This window comes from Patescibacteria group bacterium (assembly GCA_041661505.1).
Taxonomy (GTDB): Bacteria; Patescibacteriota; Patescibacteriia; order Patescibacteriales; family JBAZCA01; genus JBAZCA01.
Genome location: JBAZUF010000002.1, coordinates 202,894 through 219,933, shown reverse-complemented (window position 1 = coordinate 219,933; position 17,040 = coordinate 202,894). Strand labels below are relative to the sequence as shown.

General features: G+C 44.8%; 19 protein-coding genes and 1 rRNA gene. 2 read left to right on the top strand and 18 right to left on the bottom strand.

The features are described from left to right. Together WC715_03525 and WC715_03520 are read right to left on the bottom strand one after the other, a co-directional pair. Positions 1 to 2,060: ribosomal RNA gene (locus tag WC715_03525) — 23S ribosomal RNA — on the bottom strand; the annotation flags it as partial. 459 nt (positions 2,061 to 2,519) lie between these two features. Next, on the bottom strand, positions 2,520 to 3,536 hold the full coding sequence (locus WC715_03520) for a PilT/PilU family type 4a pilus ATPase (GenBank protein ID MFA6171489.1): 1,017 nt from the start codon (positions 3,534 to 3,536) through the stop codon (positions 2,520 to 2,522). 86 nt (positions 3,537 to 3,622) lie between these two features. On the opposite strand from WC715_03520, the gene WC715_03515 reads away from it, so the two are divergent. Further along, entirely contained in the window at positions 3,623 to 4,078 is a 456-nt protein-coding gene (locus tag WC715_03515; GenBank protein ID MFA6171488.1) for a prepilin-type N-terminal cleavage/methylation domain-containing protein, read from the top strand. Between the two features lie 99 nt (positions 4,079 to 4,177). Here WC715_03515 and rnc read toward each other — a convergent pair whose 3' ends face one another. The 11 genes from rnc to WC715_03460 all read right to left on the bottom strand — a co-directional run bounded on the left by rnc (position 4,178) and on the right by WC715_03460 (position 11,783). Next, entirely contained in the window at positions 4,178 to 4,927 is a 750-nt protein-coding gene (gene rnc / locus WC715_03510; protein MFA6171487.1) for a ribonuclease III, read from the bottom strand. A 21-nt stretch (positions 4,928 to 4,948) separates the two neighbouring features. Beyond that, positions 4,949 to 5,371, bottom strand: a complete 423-nt coding sequence (gene nusB / locus WC715_03505; GenBank protein MFA6171486.1) for a transcription antitermination factor NusB — start codon at positions 5,369 to 5,371, stop codon at positions 4,949 to 4,951. Positions 5,372 to 5,437: 66 nt separating this feature from the next. Beyond that, the gene (gene rpmF / locus WC715_03500) at positions 5,438 to 5,635 is read right to left on the bottom strand and encodes a 50S ribosomal protein L32 (GenBank protein ID MFA6171485.1); all 198 of its coding nucleotides are present in this window, start codon (positions 5,633 to 5,635) and stop codon (positions 5,438 to 5,440) included. A 144-nt stretch (positions 5,636 to 5,779) separates the two neighbouring features. Further along, positions 5,780 to 6,841 (bottom strand): tRNA preQ1(34) S-adenosylmethionine ribosyltransferase-isomerase QueA, encoded by a 1,062-nt coding sequence (queA, locus tag WC715_03495; protein ID MFA6171484.1) that lies wholly within the window; start codon positions 6,839 to 6,841, stop codon positions 5,780 to 5,782. Between the two features lie 32 nt (positions 6,842 to 6,873). Beyond that, the gene (gene ruvB / locus WC715_03490; protein ID MFA6171483.1) at positions 6,874 to 7,899 is read right to left on the bottom strand and encodes a Holliday junction branch migration DNA helicase RuvB; all 1,026 of its coding nucleotides are present in this window, start codon (positions 7,897 to 7,899) and stop codon (positions 6,874 to 6,876) included. Positions 7,900 to 7,918: 19 nt separating this feature from the next. Continuing rightward, positions 7,919 to 8,743 (bottom strand): 3'-5' exonuclease, encoded by an 825-nt coding sequence (locus tag WC715_03485; protein MFA6171482.1) that lies wholly within the window; start codon positions 8,741 to 8,743, stop codon positions 7,919 to 7,921. Between the two features lie 53 nt (positions 8,744 to 8,796). Next, complete coding sequence (locus WC715_03480; GenBank protein ID MFA6171481.1) at positions 8,797 to 9,279, bottom strand: hypothetical protein; 483 nt, start codon at positions 9,277 to 9,279, stop codon at positions 8,797 to 8,799. 4 nt (positions 9,280 to 9,283) lie between these two features. Then, the gene (locus WC715_03475; protein ID MFA6171480.1) at positions 9,284 to 9,586 is read right to left on the bottom strand and encodes an MscL family protein; all 303 of its coding nucleotides are present in this window, start codon (positions 9,584 to 9,586) and stop codon (positions 9,284 to 9,286) included. A 21-nt stretch (positions 9,587 to 9,607) separates the two neighbouring features. Beyond that, a complete protein-coding gene (locus WC715_03470) occupies positions 9,608 to 10,252 on the bottom strand; it encodes a DUF1648 domain-containing protein (GenBank protein ID MFA6171479.1) in 645 nt (214 codons plus the stop codon). A 20-nt stretch (positions 10,253 to 10,272) separates the two neighbouring features. Next, positions 10,273 to 11,403 carry a Gmad2 immunoglobulin-like domain-containing protein gene (locus WC715_03465; GenBank protein MFA6171478.1) on the bottom strand — a complete coding sequence of 377 codons (1,131 nt, stop codon included), beginning with the start codon at positions 11,401 to 11,403 and terminating at the stop codon, positions 10,273 to 10,275. A gap of 23 nt (positions 11,404 to 11,426) precedes the next feature. Then, a complete protein-coding gene (locus WC715_03460) occupies positions 11,427 to 11,783 on the bottom strand; it encodes a phage holin family protein (protein MFA6171477.1) in 357 nt (118 codons plus the stop codon). Between the two features lie 237 nt (positions 11,784 to 12,020). Between WC715_03460 and WC715_03455 the strand changes: the two genes are divergently transcribed. Continuing rightward, positions 12,021 to 12,269 (top strand): hypothetical protein, encoded by a 249-nt coding sequence (locus WC715_03455; GenBank protein ID MFA6171476.1) that lies wholly within the window; start codon positions 12,021 to 12,023, stop codon positions 12,267 to 12,269. A gap of 47 nt (positions 12,270 to 12,316) precedes the next feature. Here the strand turns inward: WC715_03455 and WC715_03450 are convergent, their stop codons facing one another. From WC715_03450 to WC715_03430, 5 genes are all read right to left on the bottom strand, one after another. After that, complete coding sequence (locus WC715_03450; protein MFA6171475.1) at positions 12,317 to 13,765, bottom strand: glycosyltransferase family 39 protein; 1,449 nt, start codon at positions 13,763 to 13,765, stop codon at positions 12,317 to 12,319. 6 nt (positions 13,766 to 13,771) lie between these two features. Beyond that, on the bottom strand, positions 13,772 to 14,779 hold the full coding sequence (locus WC715_03445) for a cation diffusion facilitator family transporter (GenBank protein MFA6171474.1): 1,008 nt from the start codon (positions 14,777 to 14,779) through the stop codon (positions 13,772 to 13,774). Between the two features lie 13 nt (positions 14,780 to 14,792). Next, positions 14,793 to 15,632: a hypothetical protein gene (locus tag WC715_03440; protein MFA6171473.1), complete on the bottom strand. Its 840-nt coding sequence runs from the start codon at positions 15,630 to 15,632 to the stop codon at positions 14,793 to 14,795. Positions 15,633 to 15,764: 132 nt separating this feature from the next. Further along, a complete protein-coding gene (locus WC715_03435; GenBank protein ID MFA6171472.1) occupies positions 15,765 to 16,469 on the bottom strand; it encodes a DNA alkylation repair protein in 705 nt (234 codons plus the stop codon). A gap of 34 nt (positions 16,470 to 16,503) precedes the next feature. After that, entirely contained in the window at positions 16,504 to 16,893 is a 390-nt protein-coding gene (locus WC715_03430) for a secondary thiamine-phosphate synthase enzyme YjbQ (GenBank protein ID MFA6171471.1), read from the bottom strand. Positions 16,894 to 17,040 lie beyond the last annotated feature (147 nt).

Sequence of the window (17,040 nt, the reverse complement as noted above, 5' to 3'; positions counted from 1 at the left end):
CCCGCTAATGCGGGGCAGGCCTTATCCCGAAGTTACGGCCGCTGTTTTGCCGAGTTCCTTAACGAAGTTTCTCTCGTACACCTGAGGCTTCTCGCCTCGCTCACCTGTGTCGGTTTGCGGTACGGTTAGTTTATCGTTAGCCCTAGAAGTTTTTCTGGGCAATTCCTTCGCCTAAATTGGTTCCATCAGAGACTTCACCTTTTTACTGCCTCTTGAGATTATGATCCGGATTTGCCTGGATCATCTCTTGAAGCCCTAAACGTCTAAACCAGTAAGACGCTTAAACTACGGAGTTGCGTCCCTCCATCGGAACGATAAACTAGTGCTGGAATATTAACCAGCTCATCCATCGGCTACGCACGCACTACACGTGCCTCGTCTTAGGACCGACTAACCCTGGGTCGATTTGCGTTGCCCAGGAAACCTTAAGCTTACGGTGGGCAGGGTTTTCACCTGCCTTTTTGCTACTCATGCCAACATTCTCTCTTCCTAACGCTCCACCGGATCTCGCGATCCAGCTTCGCTGCGTTAGGAATGCTCCTCTACCACGCTCGTGTCTCGCTATCGCTCATCACTCGCTTCAATTTTCAATGATCAATTATCAATTAATTGAAAATTGTACATTGATAATTGTTAATTAGAGTGTCGAACGTTAGTGAGACACGAACGTCCGCATCTTCGGTAATATGCTTTAGCCCCGATAAATTTTCGGCGCAAGACGACTAGACTAGTGAGCTATTACGCTATCTTTAAAGGATGGCTGCTTCTAAGCCAACCTCCTAGCTGTCGGAGTCATGACACCACCTTTTACACTTAGCATATATTTAGGGACCTTAGATTGCGGTCTGGGCTGTTTCCCTTTTGACAATGGACCTTAGCGCCCACTGTCTGACTTCTGGAGTACTGCTACGGGTATTCGGAGTTTGGTTGAAAGCGGTACCTTGCGGCCCGATCTCATTCAGTGCTCTACCCCCCGTAGGTATTATCCAGAGCTAGCCCTAAAGCTATTTCGAGGAGAACCAGCTATCTCTGGGTTCGATTGCAATTTCTGCGCTAACCACAACTCATCCGAGAGTGTTGCACGGCTCACCGGTTCGGTCCTCCATTCGTCTTTCGACGAACTTCAACCTGGCCATGGTTAGGTCACCCAGTTTCGGGTCTTGTGCATACGACTATTGCACATTTTATGGTAGAGCCTCCCAAAAGAAGCTCTACGTAAAAACATGCTTGCGGGCGTTAACCCTCGCTTTCACTCAACATACACCCCATTCGGGGATTATGTACGCCGCATACACAAACTCGTTGGCTCATTCTTCAATAGGCACGCCGTCACCCACGCATTGCTGCGGGGCTCCGACTCATTGTAAGTATATGGTTTCAGGTACTATTTCACCGCCCTCACCGGGCTGCTTTTCACCTTTCCCTCACGGTACTTGTTCACTATCGATCGCAAAAAGTATTTAGTCTTGGGTCATAGTCGACCCGGCTTCCTACGGGATTTCTCGTGTCCCGCAGTACTTAAGATTAATACTGTGAAGAGGTTAATGTTTTTGCTCACCGGGCTATCACCGTCTTTGGCCGAGCTTTCCAGCTCGCTTAAGCTAACAATTACCTTTTATGACTTCACCCTCTCTTGTCCAGAAGAGAAGTAATAGTAATCTTGCAACACCAAATTAACATGTGGCTCTGGCGCCTTCTGTTTAAACCTGCACAAGTGCAGTTCTAAACTCGGTTAATAAGGTTTAGACTTCTCCCCGTTCGCTCGCCACTACTAGGGGAATCTTATTAGTTAATCAGTGACTAGAATAATCACTAATTAACTAACATTTATTCGTTTCTTTTCCTCCGGGTACTTAGATGTTTCAGTTCCCCGGGTACTCCTCCTTAAGCCTATGAATTCAGCTAAAGGATTTCCCGTCTTCAACGGGAAGGGTTGCCCCATTCGGAAATCTTCGGGTCAAAGGTTGCTTGCCACCTCACCGAAGCTTATCGCAGGCTGCTACGTCCTTCATCGTCTTTTTGCGTCAAGGCATTCACCATATACTCTTACGAGATTTTCCCACGCTTTTGTTTCTAGAGCCAAATTGCTGAAAGGCTCTAAAGCGTGAATTTTGACGAAAATATTTCTATTTTATTGGTTCTTCTTTTATTCAATTGTCAAAGTTCACAATTTCAATTCGTTCAGCCGGATTGGACTTTTCCCTATCACTCCTGGCTTTTAGCCTGCCAGATCGGCAGACTACAAGTCATGAGTCATAGTATTTTTTCTAAAGAGAGCTTTGGGACTAAAAAACCGCCTACCGGCGGCCAATAAACACCAAAAAAGGACAAGTTTATTAACCGCTTTTGAATTTAAGTCTAATGTAAAATCTACCCATAAATTAAGAGTTTTAATTGTGTTTTCAATTATACCTTATTTAAAAACCTTGTCAAGGGGGTTCGCTCATCCAGTTTTTCATTAGAATTCACGAGCCAGCCAGCACTGCCGGCCGCCGGAAAAAGAAGGCATGCAAGCTAAATTATAGGCCGCTCTGCATCACTTCTTTAGAGATAATCTTCTCCTTATAAAGGCGCTCCAAATCTCTTCTAAAGCTAATCATTCCTTCGCGAGAGCCCGTTTCTATTGATGTCGCGATTTGGGCGATCTTTCGCTCCCGGATTAAGTTGGCAACCGCCGGGGTGTTTATCAAAACTTCCCTGGCCGCCGCCCGGCCTCCTCCCTCTTTGGGAATCAGCCGCTGGGAAATCACTCCGGCCAAGATTGAAGACAGTTGAAAACGAATTTGGTTTTGCTGGTGGGCGGGGAAGATATCAATTATCCGGTCGATCGTTTGCGGGGCGTTATAGGTATGCAAGGTCGCTAAAACCAGGTGTCCGGTTTCCGCCAAGGTGATAGCGGTCGATATAGTTTCCAAATCCCTCATCTCGCCGACCATAATCACGTTCGGATCCTGCCGCAGCACATGCTTTAAGCCTTCAGTGAAATTGGCCATATCGGTTCCGAGCTGGCGCTGGACGATAATGCTTTTTTCCGAGCTGAAAACATATTCAATCGGATCTTCCAAAGTTACGATTTTCTTTGAATATTTTTTATTTATGTAATCAACCATAGCGGCCAGGCTCGTGGATTTTCCACAGCCGGTCGGGCCGACGACTAGAATTAAGCCTTGGTTTAAATTTAAGAGCTCCTCAACCACGCCGGGCATGTCCAGCTCTTTAAGCACCGGAATTTCCCGGCTGATGATCCTTGCTACCAGGGCCATATTATCCCTTTCCAAATAAACATTTACCCTAAATCTGGCGCCGTCGTCGTTTTCAAAGCCAAAGTCTAGCTCTTTATTGGCCAAAAAGTCGCTCTTTTGTTCGGCGCTCAATATCGAAAATATCAGCTGTTCCATTTCCTTGCGGCTGATTTTCTTCTCCTTTAACTCTTTTAATTCCCCGTCAATCCGGAGTATCGGCCCTTGGTTAGCGACCAGATGCACATCCGACGCTTTTTCACGAACCGCGGTTTTAAAAATCTCTTTAATAGTCATAGTCTTAGTCATCCACCATCCAAGGCTCATCTTTGACAAAAGATGGTAAATGTAATAATGTTCAAAGTTATTATTAATCTATAAATATGAAGGTGATTTCCAAATGGATTAAAAAATTAAAGAAATTTGCTAAAAATCGCAAAGGTTTTAGCTTATTCGAATTGATGGTCGCCGTCAGCATTACTTCTATGGTAGCGACGATGTCAGCCGAGCAAATGGACAGCGTCCTGCCTATGGCTCGCGATGCCCAGCGAAAGGCCAATATCCATCAAGTGGCGACCGCCTTGCATCTTTATTATAATGATCACGGCGCTTACCCGGTCTCCAGCTCCCAAGAACCGACCGCGGCTGGCTGGCTTGAGATGAAAGCGAGCCTGGAAGGAACCGATCCTCTAGAAAGCTATATGCCCGAAGTGCCGGTTGATCCGTTAAATGACGATGCACATAAGTTTGAATACTCAAGCGACGGAGAAAAATTCAGAATCGCTTACGAGACTGAAGATACGACCGACGCTTCGCCCCAGACTGTCTACGGACTCTAACTAAATTATAAAAGAATGGCGTTTAATTATCAAATGGCGGGTGCCTGCCCGCCATTTTTTGTTTTCATTTTGATTTGAAAAATTTCCGCCCTTTTCCGGCTACCAATCTTTTTTCTCCAATCCCTTCCTGGCCGCCTCAACCTGGGCCTCCTGCTTTGAAGAGCCTTTTCCCTTGGCAACCAGCTCTTCCCCTAAATATAGTCCAATCTCAAAAATTTTCGCGTGATCCGGTCCAGATTCGCCCAAAACTTTATAATGGGGCGTTATGCCGTAGAGCTCTTGGGCCTTTTCCTGGAATCTTGATTTTGGATCAAGATACAGCTCATTCTCTAAAATATGGTCCAGCTTGGAAAGAATGCGCTTTTTTATAAATTTCTCCGTCACCTTGGTTCCCTGATCGAGATAAATCGCCCCGATCAAAGCCTCGACCGCGTTGGCTAAAATATAACGCCGGGCTTTGGTATTTTTATCTTTGGCTTCGCCGCGGGAAAGGTAAAGGAAGTCTTCAATCTGCAGTTCGCCTGATATGTCGGCGAGCATCTCCGCGTTTACCAGGCTGGCCCGCCAAGCAGTCAAAATCCCTTCCGGAGTATCGGGAAAACGGTAAAACAAATTTTCGGTTACAATCAATTCCAAAACTGCGTCGCCCAAAAATTCCAGCCGCTCGTTATGGCTCAAAGAAAAATCCGGATGCTCATTTAAATATGACCGGTGGACGACCGATTGCTTCAGTAGCTCCTTGTCCTTGAATTTTACTTCAATTATTTTTTCCAGCTCTTTGAAGTCGCGCATAGCCAAAGTCGTGGCTGCATTGTTGAATTGCCGCATTGCTTTTTGCAATGTAGCCATTTGACAATACATCAGCGTTAATTATTTTTTATTTTTAAAAAGGTCGTTGTAAATTGCGCCTAATACGCCATTTACGAACCGGCCGGAAGACTCGCCGCCAAAATTTTTGGCGATTTCAATGGCTTCGTTTATCGCCACCTTTTCCGGTATATCTTTGTCAAAAATAAGTTCGTAGACCCCAATCCTTAAAATATTCCGGTCAATTGTCGTTATCTGGTCTAATGGCCAGTCTGTCGCGTATTTAATTATATACCGGTCTATTTCGTCCAAATTATCAATAACTCCTTTCAGTAATTTATGGGCAAAGCCGTTATCGTCGAAATCAGGGGCAAAGTTAAAAAAATTTTCCTTTAGGCCCTCTTCAATATTAACATCCTTTCCTCTGAAGTCCCAAAGGAAAAGAGTCTGCATAGCTATAGTTCTTGCAAGGTGCCTGTTAGACATATTCTGTCAATTAAAATTAGCCGGTTAACTTACCGCCCAACCGTTTGCCGGTGAATTAATAACCGGCTAGCTTTTCTTTTTTGGTTTGGCCGTTTTTATTTTTTTAACAGCCCTTCCCCGGTAAGTGCCGCAGAAAGAACAAGCGTGGTGGGGAAGGATAGCTTTGCCGCATTTAGCACAGCTATTGGTTTTGACTTTTTTTAAAGCGTGATGAGCCCTTCTCGACAGGGTCGAATGGCGGGTGTGCCTTTTCATCTGTACCATAAATTGCGAACCATTATAGAGTACAAAACATACTTTAGAATGGAAATGTGATAATTACATTAATTTTTGATAATTTAAGTATAAGTTAATAACTTTACGCGGTCAAGAAACGTAATAAAGGATATTGGCGGTTGCTGCCTGGCCTTAGGCAATAAGCATAGCATCGCCATAGCTAAAGAAACGGTAGTTTTTTTTGACGGCCGCCCTATAGGCCAAACCGATATCCTTCCGGCCGGCCAAGGCCGAAACGAGCATCAGAAGGGTTGACTTCGGCAAATGAAAATTTGTTATCATCCCGTCAATCGCCTTAAACTTGTAGCCGGGATAAATGAAAATATCAACCCAGCCTGCCTGACCGGCTGGCAGGCCGGAAAATTTTTCCTCCTGGGCGGAGGCAAAAGCCGCTTCCAGCGTCCGGACGCTGGTCGTCCCCACGGCGATAACTCTTCTTTTCTCCTTTCTGGCGCTTACTATGCTTTTAATAGTTTTGGCGCTTACCTCCGCCCATTCCGAATGCATTTTATGCTTTTTTACGTCCTTTGCTTTAACCGGCGCGAAAGTTCCAAGCCCGACATGCAAAGTAAGATATTCAAATTTAATCCCTTTCTTCTCCAGCTTTTTCAATAGCCCCGGAGTAAAATGGAGTCCGGCGGTTGGCGCCGCGACTGAACCCGTTTTTTTTGAATCAGCATAAATCGTCTGATAGGACATTTCATCGGTTTTCAAGTCTTTCCTTTTTATGTAGGGCGGCAAAGGCATATGGCCGATTTGCTCAACCGCCGCCTGGAACTCTTTGCCTTTTTTATTGAAGGCCGCTTCCCAGGTTCCGCCGGCATTCCGGCTTTTTATCTCGCACGAAAACCCTTTTCCGAATCGGACGCATAAGCCTTCTTTCTTCCTTGTCCCGCCCAGAAGGCATTGCCAGATTTCACCGGATTTTTCGCTCCGGATTTTCCTCAACAAAAACACCTCAATCTTCCCGCCGGTTTCTTTCCTGCCGTAGAGACGGGCTTTCATTACTTTAGAATTATTAAAAACCAAAACATCGCCCGAGCGGAGAAAGTCCGGCAGATCATAAAAATGCCGGTGAATAATTTTTCCGGTCTTCCGGCTTAAAACCAAAAGCCGCGAACAGTCTCGCGGTTTTACTGGCCTCTGGGCGATTAGCTCTTTCGGCAAGTGGTAATCAAAATCGCTTAGCTTCATAATCTATCCCCAACTATTTTATTCTTATTATTTTATACCAATTTGTTTTGGCCCTTTCTTTCGCGCCCCAGATGCCGGAAAGCCAAATCAGTCGCCACCCTCCCCCGCATTGAACGGTCGAGGAATCCCAGGCGCAAAAGATAGGGCTCATACACATCCTCAATCGTGTCCATATCTTCGCCGGTTGCGGCCGCCAAAGTATTTACTCCGACCGGACCGCCGCCGAACTTATCAATAATAATCTCCAGTATTTTCCGGTCGACGCTATCCAACCCCAGCTCGTCCACTTCCAAAAGTTCGAAAGCGCCCTGGCAGATTTCGCCGTTTACCAGCCCGTCGCCTTTGACCTCGCAAAAATCCCTGACCCGCTTTAAAAGCCGGTTAGCGACCCTTGGCGTCCGCCGCGAGCGCTGGGCGATTTGGGCGCTGGAATTCTCTCCCATATTAACGTTTAGAATCGAAGCGCTTCGGCTTATTATTTTTTCTATATCATCTAATTCGTAAAAATTTAAATGGTAAACCATGCCAAAACGGTCGCGTAAAGGAGCGGAGATCAGGCTCGTCTTAGTCGTCGCGCCGATTATCGTAAACTTCGGCAAATCAATGCGCAGAGTCCGGGCCGAAGGGCCTTTGCCGATAATGATATCCAGAGCGTAATCTTCCATGGCCGGATAAAGTATCTCCTCTATAGTCCGGTTCAGGCGGTGGATTTCATCGATAAACAAAATATCCCCTTCGCCGAGATTAGTAAGGATCGCCGCCAAATCGCCGGTCTTTTCGATGGCCGGTCCGGAGGTAATCCTGATATTGGATCCGATTTCGTTGGAAATTACGTGCGCGAGCGTAGTTTTTCCTAACCCCGGCGCGCCGTATAATAAAATATGGTCTAACGGCTCGCCCCGGCCGCGGGCCGCCTGGATGGAAATCTCCAGGTTCTTCTTAATATTTTCCTGGCCGACGTATTCATTTAAAATCGAAGGCCGCAAGGATAAATCAAGAGCGCGGTCGCCGTTTGCCTCCCGGGCGGAGATTATTCTGTCGGTTTCGTTTTTTTCCATATAATTTTAGTAAAAATATCTAAGCTTTAGCGGCTTTCTTTCTTCTCGCCTTTTTAGTCCGGATCTTCAGCGCCTCGGCGATGATGTTTTTTGTCTCGTCGGAAAAATCCGCCTCTAAAATCCATTTTAAGTATTCCTGATCTTCTTTGGCTACCTGGTTTAAAGGCCGGCCTTTATGCTTACCGAAAGCAAAATAAGCTTCGCCCCAATGCCAATAAAATTTTACGGTCGAATCAACAAAGCGGTCGCTTTTAGCTTTATGGATTTTCCTTATAAATTCCGGGCTTCTTATCTCTTCGTATTTTTTCAATTGCTTTTTGAAAATTTCCATCATGGCCTTTACTTCCCCCCTGGCTCTTGGCGTCTCAACCTCGCCTTTGCCGCAATAATATTTATGGGCGAAAGAAACGTTTCTCGGCTCCATATAATCGAAAATTACCCGCGAATCGATAATGTCGTCAAAGGTATAGTTAAAATCCATGCCCACCCTCAAAAATTCCCGCTTCAAAAGCGGCAGATCGAAATTGGTTATGCTATAGCCGCCGTAATACGATTTATTAAAAACATCCCAAATTTTTTGGGCCATTTGCTTAAAAGTAGGCCGGCCTTTAACATCCTCCTCTTTTATCCCATGGATTTGCGAGGCCTCCAGAGAAATCTTCGTCTCGGGATTAATTAATATATCCTCGGACAGAGTGATTTTTTTTCCGGGAAAAATTTTAATGTACGCCAGTTCAATTATCCGGTCTTTGGAAAAAACCGGCCCGGTCGCTTCAATATCAAAAATTACCAACGGCCGGTCCAGCTTCAAAAGTTTTTTTATTTTATCTTCGAATTTGAACATATTTTAGCGCATGGCCAATCCGTACTGCCGCGAGCAAGCTATCAAAAAAACATTTATACGAAATTATACCTTATCCAGTCGCCGACCATATGCGAGATAGCGATAACCACGACGGCGATTATCAAATGCTCGCCGACCACTTCAAGCGGATTCATTTTCTGCATCCTGGCCATCAGATAGCTGAAAAATCCGAGCATTATAATCCCCCAGGCTATAGATATGATAATGGCCGCCGAAAGGCTGAAAATTAAAAGCGGTATTAAAAAAGTCAGGGCGAATAAAAACTTAGCCAAGAAAGTTGAAACCGTCGCTTCCCAAATATGGCGGGGAGTCGAATTTGCTTCATATTCAACTGAAATGTGGATGCCCAAAGCGTCGGAAAACGCGTCGGCAATAGCAATTGTCAAAACTCCGCCGATAACCGCGAGGCGCGAACTCGTTCCGGCGTTTAAGCCGACCATCAGCCCGAGCGTCGTAATCGTCGCCGAGGTAAGCCCGAAACTAAATCCTTTTTTTATTGAACTTTTTGAAAGCATAAAATTATTTTTTGGCGGCGCCCGGAAGCTCAATCTTATCAAGCTTCATAGTTTTAAAAACCACGTAGACTATAAGGGCGACAATTAAAAAATCAATAATGTTGGAAATAAACCGGCCATACATTAATGATTGATAATGGACGGCCGACAACTCGCCCTGCCGGTTTCCTAAAAGGAGCCCGATAAAAGGCTGGATAACGTCGGAAACCAAAGAGCTAACCATTTTATTAATCGACCCTCCAAGGATAAACCCCATAGCCAGTCCGGCGATTCCCTGCTGGCGGATAAAAGTGAAAAATCCGATCATAGTTATTGCTTAAAAATTTAATTATTTTATCTCTTCTCTCCTGTAAAGAAAATACGAATAGGCGAAAAGGCCAAGCGCCGAAGCTATAATCGGTATGAGCAGCAGCCAAATTGCCTGATTGGGAAATAAAATCCCTATAAGCGATATTATCGCCGAAAGCTGAAAAAGGCGGCCTCCAAGCAAATGAGTTTTTTTCCAGACCTTTTCCGAAGAAAGCGTCCAAGGCGTCCGGATGCCGATAGTCCAGTTCATCTCGGCGTGCCGCAGCATCACTCCGACGTAGAAAAAGAGAACAAAAAAGGCCGGAATAAGCATCACCACCATATCAAAATTTGATCCCAAGTTCCAGGCCAGAGTCAATCCGTGCAAATAAAAAAAGAATAATAAAAGCAGGACGATAAAACCGTCGAAATAGCTTCTGAACTTTTGGATATTTTCTCTTCTGGGATCAATCCTGGGGATTAAAAGAAAGATTATATAAACCGCTGCGCCGATGATCGGCATTAAGAATGCGCCCCAAAATTTGGAAACATAGCCATTCACCTCCCCCTGGGCGTTCCAGTGGGAAGCGGCTTTTTCCGGCAAAGCCGGATAAAAATACCAGCTGACGATAAAAGACAAAATCACGATGAGAAGCGAAATAAATTCGCTTTTTCTAAATTTCATAAAGATGAATATAAAATTTATTAAGGCTGCAGGATGTCTTCGGTTCTCCCGTTAATCGAAATAATGACGCTTTTCACGGTAGAAAATTGTTTTAAGGTGCCGGCAATTTGCGCCCGAATCGCCGCTACCTTGCAGGAGCCGCCTACTCCCGCTTGGAGCGTATCATCAAAATCAGCCTTAGCCTCCCCATTTTCGATCGTAAGCTTTTGTAGTATAGCCCCGGAATTAAGGCTGGTAAAGTACCCCTCCTCCTTTTCCGCCGCCGTCGGACCGGCCAATAGCTCTTCTATAGCCGCCCGGCCAATCGCTTCGGTCTTAGGAATTTCCCTTTCGGCCGCGAATACCTGATTGCAGTCAGAGGCGTTGGGATCTTTTTTACTGTTTCCGAAATAAACTTTTATTTTCGCGGTTTCCACCTTTTTGAAAACTACCGGAATACTAACCAGGTCTATGACTGAACCGTCTTTGGCTGAATAGTCAAAAACCTCAATAACGCCGTTATCTGTCTTGGGTACGGAATATCTTATGGTTATTTCGAAATCTCCATACTGCCCGGCATCCGGCGCGCTGGCCATCGCGGTTTTTTCCGCCAGGATGTTGCCGGCCGAATCCTTAACGCGGTAATTAAAGGTGTTTTCAAAAACCCGGGCCTCGCCTTTGATAGTAACCGGATTTCCGATTGAGTCGCCCGGAAGGGGCAAGCTTACAATAATGTTCGGGTCAAGGATTATCCTTATGTTTGTTGCCGTTATAATATTATCGGCGCCGAGCGGCCCTTTTACCAAAACCATAAATCCTTCTCTTAAATCGCTAAAACTGACCGGCTGTCCGGCGCTATTAATTATTCCTATTTCACCTGAAATTTTAAAATCCGTTTCTTCGCCCGACTCAAGCTTAATTTTCAACTGGTCATTGGAAATCGCGGAAATAGTGCCTTGATATTCCGTATCTTGGGCAATGCCGCAACCAGTAGCCGGCACAGGCGAGCTCGGATTTCCCTGCCTCACCCATTGGTTTTCAGAGCAGACCCAGCTATCTTTTCCGCTAAAAAACCGAAAAAAGATTGCCGCGATGATTAAAATAAGAACAACCGCCAATACCGCCCAGAGCCAGGATTTTTTTGTTAATTTGGAGTTATTTTCTTCTGACATATATATAAGATACCCGCAAATAATTAGTAAGAATTTTTGTCTGCCGGCTCTGAAATCTTTTCTAGAACAAATTTAACCAGAGTGAAAACCAGGCTGAAAAGAAGCGCCCAAAAAAATCCGTTAACCGCGAAGCCCGGAACCAGCCAGGCGACAATTAACACTAAAAAGGCGTTAATAACGAAAATAAACAGCCCCAGGGTGATAAGAGTCGCCGGCAGAGTGAAGAATATGAGAACCGGCTTTAAAAACAAGTTTAGAATCGCAAGAACAACGGCCGCCACCAGGGCGGTTAAAAACCCCTGGACTGACACTCCGGGCAATATGTAGGCGGCCGCGAAAACCGCGATAGTATTGATTAAAAGGCTAGTTAATGATTTCATAAGGCAAAATTAATATAAGCATAGTAATTATAGGACAAAATTGACTAAAGATAAAGAGTATGATACTCTCAAACGAAGGTGAATATTATAGATTAGTTTTCTAATTTTTTGAGTAAAATAGAGCATATCAGAGTATTTAGAAAGCAGTTAGATAAGCTGTCGGAATAAGTTCACCAGATAACCAATCCCTATCCGCCAACTGGCGGGGGAATACTAGAAAGCGAGGTGACAATTTCAATGGCTTATCAAGATGACAACCGCCCTCAAAGGCAGATGCATGATATTTCTTCTATGAATATCACCTGCGCCGAGTGCGGTGCCCCGATTAAAGAATTGCCTTTCGAGCCTTCCCAGCGGGAAGACGGCACTTACGGAAAACTTTATTGCTACGAGTGCAATAAAACCCGGATGAAAGCCCGCGGACCGAGACGGAGTTTCGGCGGAGGCGATAGAGGCGGATTCGGCGGCGGAAGAAATCGTTTCTAATACTTTTAGCATAACGATAAAAAAATCCTCCTTTGCGGGAGGATTTTTTATTGGTTAAAAATCGGGGTGGCTTCGCCGGGACGGATCCGGTAGACCCCGACATCGCCCTTTTCAAAAATCGGCTCGTTCCTTTCCCTGAAAATTTTTGCCGGACGGTAAAGCTGGAAAAGTTTGGGATTGGCGATGAGATAAATTCCGGCGCTTTCTACGCTCTCGCCCGGATGCATATTGATTTTCCTCTGGCTGTAAAAATTCAGGGTCTCCAGCCATAAATACCCGTAAGAAAAAGCCGGTAGCGGCGCTTCGCTGGCGAGCTTCAGTCCGGCTTCTTTTTCCAGATTGGCGGTTTCGTATTCACTGGAAAAATTTTCCCGAAGCTCAATCACCTGCCAAATAGTATTGCATAACCCCAAAAATAGCAGTATTAAAATAAAATTCCTCGCCGCCTTTTTCTCCGGCTTCATCCATTCTAAAAAGTCGAAAAGCGAGGCGGCGATGAAAATGGCCATAAAGGGATAAATCGGCTCCAGATAATAAAAAAGCCGGGTTTTGGAAACGGCAAAGATGGAAAAAATAAATATAAAAGACAAGAACGAAGCCAAGGACAGCGGATTATATTCTTTCCACTTCTTCCCGTGGCGGGCGATTTGCCAGATTACGAGAGCGGCCATCACCGCCATCCAGGGTTCAACCAGAAAAAACAAATACTTGAAATAATGCCAGACGGTAATGCCCGAGCCCTGGATCGGCGCCGCCACCCGGGAAAAAAGATGATGCCCGACGTAAGTGTTCCAAAATTCAATGCCGTATTTTTTTGTTTCAATATAGTGCCAGGGAAATAGGAGCCCAAACATAAAAACGGGCCCGCCCCAAAACCAGCCGCTTTTTAAATAATCCCATTTTTTGTAAGCCAGGCTGAAAGCAAACATCGCCGGCAGGGCAAATAACCCGACAACGCTTTTTGTTAAAACTCCGGCCGCGAGCGCCGCGCCCATCGCCAAAAACCATTTTGAATTTTCCCAGCCCCGGATAAAAAAGTAAACTGAAGCGAGGACGGCCGCGGCGACCGGGACGTCAAGCCTTACTTGTCTGGCGGCAAAAGCGAATTCCCCGGACAGCGCCAAAATCGCTCCGGCCAAAAACGCGGTAAAGTAATTTTTAGTCAGGCGGAAAGCTAAAAGCCAGGTAATAATAACTGCCAGGATTCCTAGCAAAGCCGACGGCAGGCGAAGCGCCAATTCATTAAACTCGAAAACCTTTGCGCTTCCTATTGCCAGCCAAAAGTACAATGGCGGCTTGTCGATCCATCTTTGCCCCCAGAGATTAAACGAACAGTATTCCTTATTATCCATCGCCTCTTTAACCACCTGCGCGTAAGTCGCCTCATCATAATCTAAAAACGCGTTCGCGCCCAGGCGGAAAAGAAAGAAAAAGCCCGCCGCCAATATCAAACCGGCGAAAAGCAGCCTTCCTTGATTTTTGGTTAGCGTCGGCATCTTTGGTTAATTGATTTCAATATCGATGTATTTAACTTCCGGCGCCTTACTTTTTATTTTCTTTTCGATTTCATCAATTTTTCTTCCAACCAGCCGCGGAACGCGGTCGGCAAATTCAACCGAGAACTTCTTAAACTCCTCAAAATCGTCTTTTACTTTTATATACTCTTCCTTCAGCTCCCCTTTTTTGTAAATTTCATTTATTAAAACATTGCCGTTAAACTCGATTTCGCACTTTATCCGGTAAACGCCGATGTCCAAAACCGTTGATTTAAAATCAAGCACTTTTTCGATGGCCGGGTCGGCCTCTAGAAGTTTGGCAATTTTCTCCCGAAGCTCTTCGGGTATTGACCGCCCGATTAAAAAATTCCGGTTTTTGGTTATTAGAGTAATCGCCACGAGGCCTAACAATATCCCGATAATTATTGAGCCGATGCCGTCATAATAATATTGGCCGGTGGCTTTGGATAAAATAATGCTCAAAAACGCCACGGCTACCCCCAAAACCGCTACGCAGTCTTCTAAAAGCACTGATAAAGTAACTGGATCGCCGGCGTTTAAAATCTCTCTAATGCCCATCGCCCCGTGCTTGGCTTTTATTTCCCGGACGGCGATTAAAAGCGTAATTGATTCAATAATAAAGGAAACGGCCAATACTAAAATTATCAGAGGCTGGTAGTGAAAGCCCTCTTTTGTGATCAGAGAATTAATGCCGTGGTAAGTGGTCACGCCCGCGCCTAAGAAAAAAATTCCGCAGGCGGAAATTAAAGACCAAAAAAACCTTTCCCGGCCGTAGCCGTAAATATAATCTTCGTCCGGCAATTTCTTCGAACGTTTTAGCCCGATGGCTAAGAGCGCCTGGTTCCCCGTATCGGCTAAAGAGTGGATTGCCTCGGAAAACAATACGCTTGACCCGGTAGCGAAGGCGGCAAAAAATTTAATAATTGCGACAAAGCTGTTTCCGGCCAAAGCCGCAAAAACCGGCAGAGTTCCGGCTGGTTTTTTCTTTTTCATGCGATTTATTTTTTCATCGATGGCTTTTAAAATATTCCATCACTCCGGCTTCGTAGCGTTCTTTGGTATAGACAACCGGGAAATTAAGCCTCTCGCCGGATAAAATTTCTTTTTTTCCTACAAAAACGAACTCCATTTTCAAGCCCTCTTTCTTTAATTCCCTGGCCATAGCCAAGTCCGAACGGCTGTCGCCAAAAGCTATAAACTGCTTTGGCCTTATCTTTTTCTCACGAAGCCAGGAAAGCGCCCTTTGGACGCCCAGGTGCTTTCCTGCGTGCTTATTTTCTATATCCGTAGCGCTTATCGTGGGGTCTATCTTATAGCTTCTAGCCAGCCCGCGCCTTGCCAGCATCTTTTCCATCGCCCGGATCAGCTTCTTTTGCTCGGGCCTGAATTTTTTAATCTCCAGTCCGTCATTCATCTCCGCGGAAATCATAGTTTTCTTAGTGGCGTCAAAAAACATGGTTTTAGAAAATTGCCGCCTAATTAGATCTCTCACCTCATTTCCCAGCGCCGGCGGAACCGAGATGGATTTATCGATAAAAAATTTCTTTTTCCCGGCAGAATCAAACAACATCACCACTCCTCCCTTTTCCCCAACCGCCAAAAAATTGCCAAGAGGCGTTTTGTCCTTAAGCGCTTTCCCTAGCGGCTGAACTATTTTTTTATCCATAAAATCCAAAGCTCGGCCGGTATTTAATATTACCGGCTCTCCGGCCTTAAGCTTTCCAATGAGTTCGGTTATTATTTCCTTTTCAGTTACTCTCTTTTCTTCCAGATGCGTTAAGACGCCGTCCACGTCAAAAAGCCAGGCGTAATTTACTTTTTTAGACTTGTTTTTGCTGTTTTTCATAATTCTCGCCCCAGTGATTTATTAAGCTGGATCATCCGCCCGGCCAAAGCTAACTTTACAGATCTAACGGGTTTATTAATTCTTACGATAAATTTTTCACCAAATTTTATATATCTCAAAATTTTATACAAATTATTTTGCCATAGCCCGCTTTTTAAGATTAAGAGGCATCTTTTCAATGGCGTAGCGCAAGGCTGTCCGGGGCATAACTTTTTTATTTTTCAGAACATAATTAAAGACTTCCCGCTCATGCTTGCGGCTGGCTTCTTTTAGCATCCAGCCATACCCTTTTTGCACCATGTCTTCTTTATCCTGTAATAGGATATCGGCAATCTTAAAAATATCCGCTAAGAACATTCCCCTTTTCGCCGGTATTATTAAGGTTACGGCCGCGGCCCTCCGCTTCCAAAGGTTTTTTGACTTAGCCCAGACTTTTAGCTTTGAAATATAGGCCGGGTATTTTTCTATAAATTCTCCGACCGCGTGATTGCAAAAGGTATCGCACTTGGCCCAGTTATCAATATATTTATCAATCCAGCGCTCAAAAACCAAAAAGTCCGCTTTCTCGAAATTATCGTATTTATGGGCAAAGCTGGCGGCGATCCAGGCTTCTTCGGAAATGCCGGACCGGAAAAGCTCCTCACAAACCGCCTGCATTTTTTTCTTGTCCAGTTTCTTTACTTCAGTAAAATACTCTTTCCCGATTTTTGAAACAACACCCGCCCTTACCCCGTAGAACGTCACTTTTTCCTTAAAAAACCGCTGAAAAATTTCTTTAGTTTTATCGTCAGCGCTCCTTTTTAACTCCCGCCTTATTTTTATTACGATTTTGTGCATACTATTTTTTTGCTCAATCTAATGAGGCTGGCAGCTAAATTAAAGAAACAATAATCCGGCGGTCTCTTGGCCCGTTTAGTTCAATAAGCACCACCCTTTGCCAGTCGCCGAGTATCAAACCATTTTGGTTAAAGGGCAGAGTTAGAGTTGCGCCGATTAGCGCGGACATAATATGGTCTGGCGCGTGCTCGGGGTTATGCGGATGCCGGTAATTTAATTTCGGGCACATGGCCTCGAAGGCATCAAGCATATCCAAATCCGTCCCCGGATCTAAGTCCGCGACAGTTAAAGCCGCCGTAGTATGAGTAACAAATAAATTCACCAGTCCTTCTCTCTCATCTTCCTTTGCCAAAATCTCATTGACCTTGTCGGTAATATCAATTACTTCTTTTGGGGTTTTGGTTTTAATTGTTAATTTAGCCATGTATTTAATTTTCTGTGGATAAATATGGTTGATTGAATAAGGGTATCATACTATAATATAAATAAATCGTAAATCCCATGCCCAGTAATCAAATTTTTAAATCAATTTATTTTCCTGACTATAAAGAGGCTAACCAGAACTCCAAAG